This window comes from Metabacillus sp. Hm71 (genome assembly GCF_051842955.2).
Lineage (GTDB): Bacteria > Bacillota > Bacilli > Bacillales > Bacillaceae > Metabacillus.
Map to the genome: position 1 here is coordinate 4,052,406 of NZ_CM200278.1, position 11,955 is coordinate 4,064,360.

An 11,955-nucleotide genomic window follows, 5' to 3' on the forward strand; every position below is an offset into this window, starting at 1 on the left:
TTCGCCGATGGCTCCTGGAGCTAAACACCAAAACTAAGTACAAAAAAGTTATACTTTCCTAACGATCAAAAAAAGGATTGACAAATGTCAACCCTTTCGAAGTGTATTAAGAAGAAAGACGAATCTTTTCTTCTGTTTGGATTGGCTCGTCAATTACCCTTACAAATTGTCCTTCGTTGTAAGGATAGCCGGCCTTTATTATTTTTACTTTTACAATCTTACCGACCATTTCTTCCGAAGCAGGGAAAACGACCTTTAAGTAATTATCAGTATAGCCTACATATAAGCCTTCGTTATCCGTTTCTTTAAATGGTTCCTCTGGAATGACTTCCAATACCTCATTTTCAAACTGTGAGGCATATTCTTTTGCTAATTGGTCAGATAATTCAATGAGGCGATGGACACGTTCATTTTTAATGTCCTCATCAACTTGGTTATCCATTCGAGCAGCAGGTGTGCCAGTCCGTTTCGAATACGGGAAAACGTGCAGCTCTGAAAACGAATACTTTTTAATAAAGTTAAAAGTTTCCATAAATTCTTCTTCAGTTTCTCCCGGGAATCCAACAATAACATCTGACGTAATCGCTAAACCAGGTAAAGCTTCTTTTAAACGATCTAGTCTTTCAGCAAAGAATTCCATCGTATATTTTCGACGCATACGTTTTAATACTGTATCTGAACCGGATTGGATCGGAATGTGCAGATGGCGAACAACCTTCTTTGATTTTTTCAAAACCTCAATAACTTCATCAGAAATTTGGCTTGCTTCAATCGATGAGATACGAATGCGTTTTAAGCCTTCTACTTGTTCTTCCAAGTCGCTTAAAAGCATCGCAAGGTTATAATCCTTTAAATCCTCACCATATCCGCCTGTATGAATACCTGTTAAAACAATTTCCTTATAGCCAGCATTTACAAGCTGCTGTGCTTGGGCAACAACCTCTTTTGGATCACGTGATCGCATTAAGCCTCGCGCCCATGGGATAATACAAAACGTACAGAAATTATTACAGCCTTCTTGAATTTTTAATGAAGCTCGTGTGCGATCGGTAAATGAAGGTACATCAAGCTCTTCATATACGCGGGTTTTCATAATATTTCGCACACCATTAATTGGTTGTCTTTCTTTTTTAAATAGCTCAATATAGTCCAGCATCTTCACACGATCTTGTGTTCCAACAACAATATCTACACCAGGTATCGCCATAATTTCTGCCGGAGAGGTTTGAGCATAGCAGCCTGTCACACAAATAACAGCATCAGGGTTTTTACGAATTGCACGGCGAATAACCTGACGGCTTTTTTTATCCCCTGTATTCGTTACTGTACATGTATTGATAACATAAACATCTGCGATTTGTTCGTACTCTGTACGTTCATAGCCAGCCTCTTTAAATAATTGCCAAATGGCTTCTGTTTCATAATGATTTACTTTACAACCTAATGTATGAAAGGCAACTGTAGCCATCATTCATCACCTCGATAATTCGAAATAATACGAAACAGCTGATAATACATATAAAGGTGCTGTTTCTGTTCTTAAAATTCTTGGACCAAAGCTGCAAGTAAGAAAACCTTCTCCTTCGAGCTTTGCCACCTCTTGCTCTGTTAATCCACCTTCAGGGCCAAAAACGACAAATAATGACCCGCCCTCTGTTAATTTTGCGAAAGCCTTAGCGAGGTTTTTTTTCTCACCTTGCTTAGCCGATTCCTCATAGGCAACAATCTTAACATCGTAATCTGCAGCATGCTTTAATAAATCTGCGAACTGACAAGGTTCAAATACAGATGGAACTTTATTGCGATATGATTGCTCAGCTGCTTCTTTTGCAATTTTTCTCCAACGATCAAGTTTTTTTCCGAACTTCTTAGGTTCGAGTTTAACGATTGAACGAGCAGCATTAAAAGGGATAAAGGAAGCAGCACCTAATTCGGTTCCCTTTTGAATAATCCATTCGAGTTTATCCCCTTTAGGCAGCCCGCTCGCTATGACGACCTCTATCGGAAGCTCATGGTTTACCGTCATCCATTTTATTATAAAACAGTTTACTTGGTCATTGGTAATTTCAGCAATTTCACAAAGCGCTTCAAACCCATCCTTTGTACAGCAAAAAAGCCGACTACCTTCTTGCATGCGCAATACACGGGAAATATGATGGACATCATCACCGGTAATGTTGATAGTTGATTCAAGATTAGCTTTTACTTCTTCGATAAAATACCGTTGCATAGCAGCCACCCCTATTATTGTTTGACACTTTGTAAAAACAGGGGTCTGCTGCCCCTAATCACTTCAATGCTTCCTTGCAATAAACGCAACCCAATCTTCCATAACCATTGTTTCTTCTATTATAAAACCAGCTTTTTGAAGTGCATCCTTCACTTCTTGCTTTTTATTTTGAATGATACCTGATGTAATGAATGTTCCGCCTTGTTTCAAGACATCATAGGCCTTATCAATAAATCGAACAATAATTTCCGCCAATATATTTGATACAATGAGGTCTGTTGGACCTTCAATTCCATCCAATAGATTGTTTTGCGAAACAGAAACAACATTTTGCACTTTGTTTAGCTTACAATTGATTCGTGCACTTTCTACTGCCACTTGATCTAAATCAAGGGCATGAATTTCTTTAGCTCCAAGCAAAGCAGCTGCAATTGATAATACCCCTGATCCTGTACCAACATCGACCACGCGATCACCTTCTTGAACCGTCCGTTCTAACGCCTGGATACAAAGGACAGTTGTTGGATGTGTACCAGTCCCAAATGCCATCCCTGGATCAAGCTCAATAATTAATTCATCTGAACTGACAGGCTCATAAATCTCCCATGTTGGAACAATCGTAAACTTGTCAGAGATTTTCACAGGATGATAATATTTTTTCCAAGCTGTTGCCCATTCTTCTTCATTTACTTCACTAATCGTGATCTGGTTTTTCCCGAGATCAATATCATATACAAGCAAATTGTTGATAGCTGCTTTTATCCCGTCAACTGTTTCACCAAGAAAACTATTGATTGGTAAATACGCTTTTACAACAACCCCTTCTTCAGGGTAATCTGTCGGATCTAGTTGGTAGATTTCTCCTAAAGCTGTACTTCTTTCCTTAACAAAATCAGCAATATCCTCAATAACTACTCCGCTTGCTCCAGCCTCATGCAGGATATTTGAAATGGGTTCAACCGCTTCTTGTGTTGTATGAATACTAAATTCTGACCACTTCATATCTACCAACTCCAATCCTTCTAACAATATCTTTACTTAATGAATTTTTTATTTAATCCCCTTTGAACGCTCGCTTTACCTTATCAAAAAAGCTTTCTTCATGTTCATCGGGCTTTGCCCCGCTAATTTCCGCGAATTCGCGTAATAATTCCTTTTGTTTTTCAGTTAAGTTTATTGGGGTTAATACGCGTAAGATGACGTATTGGTCACCTTGGCCATAACCTCTAACATTTGGAACCCCTTTTCCAGTCAAGCGGAATTTTTTACCTGTTTGTGTTCCTGCTGGAACCTTTAGCTTTATTTTGCCATGAAGTGTTGGAACCTCGATCTCGTCTCCAAGCGCTGCCTGAGCAAATGTTAACGGCATTTCACAATAGATGTCATCGCCATCTCTTTCAAAAAACTCATGTTCTCTTACATGGAAAACGACATATAAATCACCAGGAGGTCCTCCATTAACTCCTGGTTCACCCTGTCCTGAAACACGCAATTGCTGACCATCGTCAACACCTGCAGGAATTTTCACTTGAATCTTTTTGCGTTTCTTTACCTTACCAGTTCCGCGGCATGTTCCACATTTATGCTTAATCATTTTACCTGTTCCTTCACAATGATGGCATACACGACGGTTAACGATTCTGCCAAATGGAGTATTTTGCTCCACGTTTAATTGGCCGCTGCCGCCACAATGTGTACAAGTTTCAGGCTTTGTCCCTTTTTGTGCACCAGAACCATTACATGTTTCACATGTTTCATCTCTTGGGATCTCAATCGTTGTTTCTTTCCCGAAAACAGCTTCTTCAAAGTCTAATGTCATTGTGTACTGCAGGTCAGCACCTTGTCTTGGTGCATTCGGATCACGTCTTCTTGTTCCTCCGCCAAAGATTGAACTAAAAATATCCTCAAAGCCAAAGCCATCCCCGCCGAAGCCAGCACCACCGCCAAAGCCTTGATTTGGATCTGTATGACCAAACTGATCATAGTGTGCTTTCTTTTGATCATCACTTAAGGTTTCATAGGCTTCTTTGATTTCTTTAAATTTATCTGCTGCGTCTGCTTCTTTATTAATATCAGGATGGTATTGCTTCGAAAGCTTACGATAAGCTTTTTTTATCTCATCTTTGGTCGCGTTCTTACTTAACCCAAGGACTTCATAGTAATCACGCTTGCTCATAATTTCTCACTCCCGATTTTCTCACATAAAGTAAATTGTATCACTCAAAAGAGAGGAAAAGCAACAAATAGTTCTCCAGTTTGTTGCTGTATCATATGCTTTTTACTATCATGATGAATGATTATGTGATTAAAGTAGATGGTTGAACTTTAGCCTTTTACCCCAAAAAAAGTCAAAGTCAAGACAAGCCTGACTTTGACTTTTCACCAAAGGGGGATTATTTATCGTCGTCTTTTACTTCTTCAAATTCAGCATCTACAACGTCATCTGCAGCTTTGCCACTAGCAGCTTCTCCGCCTTGCTGAGCCTGAGCTTGCTTTGCAGCCTCTTCGTAAAGTTTGACAGAAAGCTCTTGAACGATGTTTTGAAGTGCGTCTTTTTTCGCTTTGATTTCTTCTAAATCGTTTTTCTCAATCGCAGCCTTTAAAGCGTCTTTTGCTTCGTTTGCTTTCGTTACCTCTGCCTCATCAACTTTACCTTCAAGATCTTTTAATGTTTTTTCAGTTGTGAACACTAATTGATCTGCTTCATTGCGAAGCTCAACTTCTTCTTTACGTTTTTTATCAGCATCCGCATTTTCTTCTGCTTCTCTTACCATACGTTCAATTTCTTCATCTGATAAGCCTGTAGAAGATTTAATCGTAATAGCTTGCTCTTTATTTGTACCAAGATCTTTTGCACGAACATTTACGATACCGTTTTTGTCGATATCAAAAGATACTTCAATTTGAGGTACACCTCGTGGTGCTGGCGGAATGTCTGTTAATTGGAAACGACCTAATGTTTTATTATCAGCCGCCATTGGACGTTCACCTTGCAGCACGTGAATATCTACTGCTGTTTGATTATCAGCTGCAGTTGAGAACACTTGTGACTTACTTGTTGGAATCGTTGTATTACGATCAATTAGCTTTGTGAATACACCGCCCATTGTTTCGATACCTAATGAAAGCGGAGTTACGTCAAGTAGTACAACATCTTTAACATCGCCAGTGATAACGCCGCCTTGAATGGACGCACCTAGAGCAACAACCTCATCAGGATTAACTCCTTTATGCGGTTCTTTGCCTAGAGCTTTTTTAATCGCTTCTTGCACAGCAGGAATACGAGTTGAACCACCAACAAGAATCACTTTGTCAATCTCACTTGCAGAAAGGCCAGCATCGCTTAATGCTTGGCGAACAGGTCCCATTGTTCTTTCTACTAAATCAGCTGATAGCTCATCAAATTTAGCACGTGTTAAGCTTACTTCTAAGTGAAGCGGCCCCGCTTCTCCAGCTGTGATAAATGGAAGTGAAATTTGTGTTGATGTTACACCTGAAAGATCTTTTTTCGCTTTTTCAGCTGCATCTTTTAAGCGTTGTAATGCCATTTTATCTTTAGACAGATCAATGCCGTTATCTTTTTTGAATTCAGCAACTAAATAATCAATGATGACTTGGTCGAAGTCGTCTCCACCCAAACGGTTGTCACCAGCAGTTGAGCGAACTTCAAATACACCGTCTCCAAGCTCAAGAACAGATACATCAAATGTACCGCCGCCGAGGTCATAAACTAGGATCGTTTGATCTTCATCCGTTTTGTCTAAACCATATGCTAATGCAGCAGCAGTTGGTTCATTGATGATACGCTCTACTTCAAGACCTGCAATCTTACCAGCATCTTTTGTTGCTTGACGCTCAGCATCATTAAAATAAGCTGGCACAGTAATAACTGCTTTTGTAACAGGCTCGCCTAAATATTCTTCTGCATAAGATTTTAAGTGTTGAAGGATAATCGCAGAAATCTCCTGTGGAGTATAGCTTTTACCTTCAATTTCAACCTTATAGTCAGTACCCATATGACGTTTAATAGAAATGATTGTATTTGGGTTTGTGATCGCTTGACGCTTTGCAACCTCACCAACTTGTCGTTCACCGTTTTTGAAGGCTACTACAGAAGGAGTCGTACGGTTTCCTTCTGGATTTGGGATCACTTTCGGTTCTCCGCCTTCTAAAACTGCTACACATGAGTTTGTTGTACCTAAGTCGATACCGATAATTTTACTCATTAACTATAACCTCCTGTTAATTATGTAAGAATTGAAAGTTATTGATTTACTTTTACCATTGCAGGGCGAATAACTCGATCCTTCAATTTATAGCCCTTTTGTAGCTCTTCAACAACCGTATTGGATTCATACTTTTCATCCTCCACCTGCATAACAGCCTGGTGAATATGAGGATCAAATTGTTCACCAACAGCATTGATCGCTTCAACGCCTTCATTTTTTAACGCTTGAACTAATTGGTTATAGACCATGTTCATACCTTGTAGCAATGATTTTGTTTGATCATTATCTGCTTCTATTTGTAACGCTCTTTCAAAATTATCAAGAGCAGGTATAATTTCAGATACTAAGCTTTGTGCACGATATTTTTGGGCTGCCTCCAAATCTAAGCGGCTTCGTCTTTTGTAGTTTTCAAAGTCTGCTTGAGAGCGAAGCAATTTGTTTTCAGCTTCATCAAGCTTTGCTTGAAGTTCGGCGATTTTTTGCTCATATTCATCACTTGCTTCAGTACGATCTTCAACGATGACATCGTCAGCTTCAACAACCTCAACATCTGCGTCAGCATTTTCATTTTGTACAGTATCTACTGTTTCCTCTTGTTCTGCAACGTTTTTTTCGTTTGACACACTGTTTCACCTCCTTAATAGGAATGTTGTAAAGATTAAAGAATGATAGATGTCAGTATTTTATAAACATGGGAATCGGATGGAATTAATCTAATTCCATCCCATTTTCAATATAACCAAGCTTAAGAACCATAATACAAATTAGTCAGTGTTTTGGACAAATCACGGGTCATTCTGTTCACTAAACTAACAACACGTGAATATTCCATTCTTGTCGGTCCTAAAACAGCAATTGTTCCTAGCTGTTTTTCACCAAATGAATAGGTAGCCGTAATCAAACTGCAATTCTCCATTGCTATATTATCATTTTCTTTACCAATTTTAATAGTAATTCCTGAATGATTTGTTTGTAATAACCCATATAATTCTTTTTCTTGCTCAATCATTGTTAGTAATGATTTAATTCTTCCGACATCAGCAAATTCTGGTTGGCTTAGCATATTTGTTTTCCCGCCGAAGTAAATCTTTTCATTTTCATTTAGCTTCAACGTTCCTGCCATTACCTTCAACAGCATATCATAATTTTGAATATGTTTCTTAAGAACGGTCGCAACTTCCTTGAATATTTTATCCTGCAGATCTACCAGCGGAACACCTGCTAGCCTCTCATTAAGGATATTCACCATTTTTTCAATATCGCTCGGGTCAATAGACTCTGGGAACGTGATGGTTCGATTTTCTACATGACCTGTGTTTGTCACGATAATCGCAACAGCTGCTTCATCATTTATCGGTACAATTTGAATTCTCTTCAAGCGATTTTCAGTCACTTTCGGACCAAGAACAATTGAAGTGTAATTTGTTAATTCAGATAAAATTTGTGCAGATTTTTGAACAACCTTTTCTAGTTCAAAGATCTTTTCAGCGTATATTGATTTTATTTGGCCAACTTCTGTCTTTGTCAAACGCTGTGGTGACAGAAGATGGTCTACATAATAACGATATCCCTTTTCAGATGGAACACGCCCTGATGAACTGTGTGTTTTTTCAATAAATCCAAGGTCCTCTAAGTCAGCCATATCATTCCTAATCGTAGCTGAGCTAAACGTAATTTCACTTTTTTTCGCTAATGATCTCGAACCAACTGGCTGAGCAGAATGAATAAAATCATCAATAATTACTTGTAGAATCAACAATTGGCGATCTGTAAGCAACTATTATCACCTCTGTTAGCACTCTAGGAATGCGAGTGCTAAATATATATAAAAAGGTATCAAAACCAAAATAAATTGTCAATTAATAAATCATACTAAAATTTAGGAATCTACGCTTCCTTACTGATGAAAATTTAAGAAAGGCCGATAAATTCCTGAAACACCTCATTGCCAAGAAGTTTCCCTTTATGAGTTAGTCTTATCCCATTTTCATCATTTATGATTAAATCTAGATCTACAAGTTTGTCAATTGGACTGGAAAATATGTGATCAACTTGAACACCAAACTTTTTATAAAACTTCTCCTTGCTTATCCCAGTTGTTTTGCGGAGACCGAGGAACATTTCTTCCTCCATTGCTTCTTCTTTGCTTATAGTGATTTGACTATGGAATGCTTCGCCCTTTTGCTTGATTCGCTCGATATATTTTTTGATCGGACCAATATTTGAGGTCCGTACACCATTCATATACCCATGGGCTCCTGCTCCAAAGCCAAAATAATAATCGTTATTCCAATAAGTGAGATTATGTTGGCTCTCATAGCCTGCTTTCGCATAGTTACTTATCTCATATTGATTGAATCCGTGTTTTTCCATTTGCTCCATTGCCAGCTCATACATTTGCGCTTCTTCATCTTGTTGCGGCAAGGTTAATTTGCCTTTCTGCATTAAATTATAAAACACTGTTTTTGGTTCAACAATTAATGAATATGCTGAAAAATGTTTTACATTTAATGAAAAAGCTGTTTCTAATGATTCTTTAAAATCATCTATTGTTTGGCCTGGCAATCCGTACATAAGGTCAATACTCATATTATCAAAACCGATTTGCTCGGCCAGCTCGATTGTTCGAAATACATCTTCTTTGCGGTGGACCCGGCCAATCCGATGCAAAAGCTTATCATTGAAGCTTTGCACACCGATACTTAATCGATTCACACCAGCGTTTTTTAATACCTCTAGCTTTTCTGATGTCAGCTCCCCTGGATTTGCTTCAACTGCAAATTCTACAGGTTCATTTACAGAGATTAGATTGCATCTGATTCCCTCCATTAACCGATTAAGCTGACTAGCTGATAAGGCAGTTGGTGTCCCTCCGCCAATAAAGATCGTTTTTAATTGGTGTTCGTTTTTTTGTGCAGCATGATGTATTTCTTTTATAAGCATTTCAATGTATTCGTCAACAGGCTGCTGCTTAAAAAACACTTTATTAAAATCACAGTAATGACAAATATGATGGCAAAACGGGATATGAATATATGCTGATTGAATCATGAGTTCACCCTCTAATTAAGAAGCCGCAGCATAGCTGCGGCAATGTTTAATAATTGTTTAATGAATGGTAAGTTCAGTATATCATTCTATATGGAAAGGAAAAAAATATTAGCTTTCATCCATTCGTAATACAGCCATGAATGCTTCCTGCGGCACCTCTACAGAGCCAACCTGCTTCATTCGTTTCTTTCCTTCTTTTTGTTTTTCTAACAGCTTACGTTTACGGGAAATATCTCCGCCATAACATTTCGCGAGTACATTTTTACGCATGGCTTTAATGGTTGATCTTGCAACGATTTTTTGACCAATTGCCGCTTGAATCGGCACTTCGAACTGTTGACGAGGGATCAGTTCTTTTAATTTTTCAACAATTACCTTACCACGGTCATAGGCAGAATCGCGATGTACAATAAAGGAAAGAGCATCGATTTTCTCCCCATTTAAAAGGATATCCATTTTCACTAATGTCGATGTTTTATACCCAATTAATTCATAATCAAAGGAGGCATAGCCTTTTGTATTCGACTTAAGCTGATCAAAGAAATCATAAACAATTTCGGATAATGGGATTTCATAATTAATGCTTACCCGAGTTTCGTCCAAATATTGCATATCAATGAAAATACCGCGTTTTTTCTGACAAAGCTCCATGACAGCACCTACATAGTCATTCGGGACCATAATTGCTGCTTTTACATAAGGCTCTTCAATATGATCAATCTTTTGTGGATCAGGCATATTTGAAGGATTATCAACTTTTAGTGACTCCCCATCTGTTAAATACACTTCATAAATTACACTAGGCGCGGTTGTAATGAGATCAATTTTAAATTCACGCTCAATCCGTTCTTGAATGATTTCCATATGCAATAATCCTAAAAACCCGCAACGAAAACCAAAACCAAGAGCTTGTGAGGTTTCAGGCTCAAATTGCAAGGATGAATCATTTAACTCAAGCTTCTCTAATGCTTCTCGTAAATCATTATATTTCGCCGTATCGATCGGATAAAGACCGCAGAAGACCATTGGGTTCAATTTTCTGTAACCAGGAAGAGGTTCTGTTGCACCATTTTTCGCATCAGTAATCGTATCACCAACACGAGTGTCCCCTACGTTTTTGATAGAAGCTGTTAGGAAACCAACATCCCCCACATTTAATTCCTTGAGTTGAACAGGCTTCGGATTGAATACCCCTACCTCTGTTACTTCAAATTCTTTACCTGTCGCCATCATTTTAATCTTTTGACCAACCTTAACCGTTCCTTCCACAACACGGATGTATGCAACAACACCGCGGTAAGCATCATATAAGGAGTCAAATATTAGGGCTTTTAATGGTCCTTCTGGATCACCTTCAGGAGCAGGGACTTTTTCTACTACTTGCTCAAGAATCTCTTCAATCCCGATCCCGGCTTTAGCTGAGGCTAAAACGGCTTCAGAAGCATCAAGGCCGATTACTTCTTCGATTTCATTACGAACCCGCTCTGGATCAGCACTTGGCAGATCAATTTTATTGATAACAGGTAAGATTTCTAAATCATTATCAAGTGCCAAATAAACATTTGCTAGTGTTTGTGCTTCAATTCCTTGGGCGGCATCAACAACTAAAACCGCCCCCTCACAAGCTGCAAGGCTTCGGGAAACTTCATAGGTAAAGTCAACATGTCCTGGAGTATCGATTAAATGAAACGTGTATTCCTCTCCGTCTTTTGCTTTGTATTTTAATTGAACTGCATTAAGCTTAATGGTAATTCCGCGTTCCCTTTCTAAATCCATTGAATCTAATAATTGATCTTTCATTTCTCGCTGTGTTAGGGCAGACGTTTTTTCTAAAATCCGGTCTGCTAACGTTGATTTACCGTGGTCAATATGTGCAATAATCGAGAAGTTCCTAATTCTCGATTGTCTTTTTAACTTTTCTTCTCTATTCATAATATGTTTTCACTCCTACATAGCTTACAAGTACACTATTCTTCATTATATCAATTGATAATTTAACATTCAATAATAGAAAAGCGGATAAAAAAATACTGACAGAATCATTTTATCAACTCTACAAAAGAGTAAGATAATGAATCTGTCAGCATATGATCATTTTAAAAGATTGTTCATCCATTCAGCAAAGCTATCGACAAGAGCAGATACCCCGTTACTTACGACTGCTGCAAATTGTTTTCCGATTTGAGAGAAGAAGTTGAATGCTTCAATTTTTTCCAGCTGTTCCTGTTTTTCCTGCAGGTCCTGACCGGTTACCTTATTTCCAAGAATCGATGCTTCAATATCGCCTTTTTGTTCATTATTGATTTGAAAGGCACTCTGGAGCTCAGGATCATCATAACCTCTCATTTTTATCATTCCTTGGTTTGCTTGCTGCATTCCGATTAGAACTCCGAATAAAAGGACTGAGCATAGAACAAAACATTTAAACATGAATTTTACCATCTT

General features: G+C 38.3%; 10 protein-coding genes. All 10 read right to left on the bottom strand.

Annotation, left to right across the window (positions count from 1 at the left end):
- Positions 1-106 precede the first annotated feature (106 nt).
- The 10 genes from mtaB to ACSVDH_RS20145 all read right to left on the bottom strand — a co-directional run bounded on the left by mtaB (position 107) and on the right by ACSVDH_RS20145 (position 11,952).
- A complete protein-coding gene (gene mtaB, locus ACSVDH_RS20100) occupies positions 107-1,468 on the bottom strand; it encodes a tRNA (N(6)-L-threonylcarbamoyladenosine(37)-C(2))-methylthiotransferase MtaB (protein ID WP_439250056.1) in 1,362 nt (453 codons plus the stop codon).
- A gap of 6 nt (positions 1,469-1,474) precedes the next feature.
- Positions 1,475-2,230 (bottom strand): 16S rRNA (uracil(1498)-N(3))-methyltransferase, encoded by a 756-nt coding sequence (locus ACSVDH_RS20105; protein ID WP_439250054.1) that lies wholly within the window; start codon positions 2,228-2,230, stop codon positions 1,475-1,477.
- 63 nt (positions 2,231-2,293) lie between these two features.
- Complete coding sequence (gene prmA, locus ACSVDH_RS20110) at positions 2,294-3,232, bottom strand: 50S ribosomal protein L11 methyltransferase (protein WP_439250053.1); 939 nt, start codon at positions 3,230-3,232, stop codon at positions 2,294-2,296.
- Positions 3,233-3,284: 52 nt separating this feature from the next.
- Positions 3,285-4,406 (bottom strand): molecular chaperone DnaJ, encoded by a 1,122-nt coding sequence (gene dnaJ, locus ACSVDH_RS20115; protein ID WP_439250051.1) that lies wholly within the window; start codon positions 4,404-4,406, stop codon positions 3,285-3,287.
- A 217-nt stretch (positions 4,407-4,623) separates the two neighbouring features.
- Positions 4,624-6,456 carry a molecular chaperone DnaK gene (gene dnaK, locus ACSVDH_RS20120; protein WP_439250050.1) on the bottom strand — a complete coding sequence of 611 codons (1,833 nt, stop codon included), beginning with the start codon at positions 6,454-6,456 and terminating at the stop codon, positions 4,624-4,626.
- A gap of 38 nt (positions 6,457-6,494) precedes the next feature.
- Positions 6,495-7,082, bottom strand: coding sequence for a nucleotide exchange factor GrpE (gene grpE / locus ACSVDH_RS20125; RefSeq protein WP_439250049.1), 588 nt, complete (start codon positions 7,080-7,082; stop codon positions 6,495-6,497).
- Positions 7,083-7,204: 122 nt separating this feature from the next.
- The gene (gene hrcA, locus ACSVDH_RS20130) at positions 7,205-8,236 is read right to left on the bottom strand and encodes a heat-inducible transcriptional repressor HrcA (RefSeq protein ID WP_439250048.1); all 1,032 of its coding nucleotides are present in this window, start codon (positions 8,234-8,236) and stop codon (positions 7,205-7,207) included.
- A 134-nt stretch (positions 8,237-8,370) separates the two neighbouring features.
- Positions 8,371-9,507: a radical SAM family heme chaperone HemW gene (gene hemW, locus ACSVDH_RS20135; RefSeq protein WP_439250311.1), complete on the bottom strand. Its 1,137-nt coding sequence runs from the start codon at positions 9,505-9,507 to the stop codon at positions 8,371-8,373.
- 111 nt (positions 9,508-9,618) lie between these two features.
- Positions 9,619-11,442, bottom strand: coding sequence for a translation elongation factor 4 (lepA, locus tag ACSVDH_RS20140; RefSeq protein ID WP_439250047.1), 1,824 nt, complete (start codon positions 11,440-11,442; stop codon positions 9,619-9,621).
- A 159-nt stretch (positions 11,443-11,601) separates the two neighbouring features.
- Positions 11,602-11,952 carry a YqxA family protein gene (locus ACSVDH_RS20145; protein WP_299087748.1) on the bottom strand — a complete coding sequence of 117 codons (351 nt, stop codon included), beginning with the start codon at positions 11,950-11,952 and terminating at the stop codon, positions 11,602-11,604.
- Positions 11,953-11,955 lie beyond the last annotated feature (3 nt).

What these genes read in the sequence shown, in the direction of transcription:
- lepA (WP_439250047.1), bottom strand. Translation starts at nt 11,442, where the DNA reads ATGAATAGAGAAGAAAAGTTAAAAAGACAATCGAGAATTAGGAACTTC.
- prmA (WP_439250053.1), bottom strand. Translation starts at nt 3,232, where the DNA reads ATGAAGTGGTCAGAATTTAGTATTCATACAACACAAGAAGCGGTTGAA.
- dnaK (WP_439250050.1), bottom strand. Translation starts at nt 6,456, where the DNA reads ATGAGTAAAATTATCGGTATCGACTTAGGTACAACAAACTCATGTGTA.
- ACSVDH_RS20145 (WP_299087748.1), bottom strand. Translation starts at nt 11,952, where the DNA reads ATGGTAAAATTCATGTTTAAATGTTTTGTTCTATGCTCAGTCCTTTTA.
- dnaJ (WP_439250051.1), bottom strand. Translation starts at nt 4,406, where the DNA reads ATGAGCAAGCGTGATTACTATGAAGTCCTTGGGTTAAGTAAGAACGCG.
- ACSVDH_RS20105 (WP_439250054.1), bottom strand. Translation starts at nt 2,230, where the DNA reads ATGCAACGGTATTTTATCGAAGAAGTAAAAGCTAATCTTGAATCAACT.
- mtaB (WP_439250056.1), bottom strand. Translation starts at nt 1,468, where the DNA reads ATGGCTACAGTTGCCTTTCATACATTAGGTTGTAAAGTAAATCATTAT.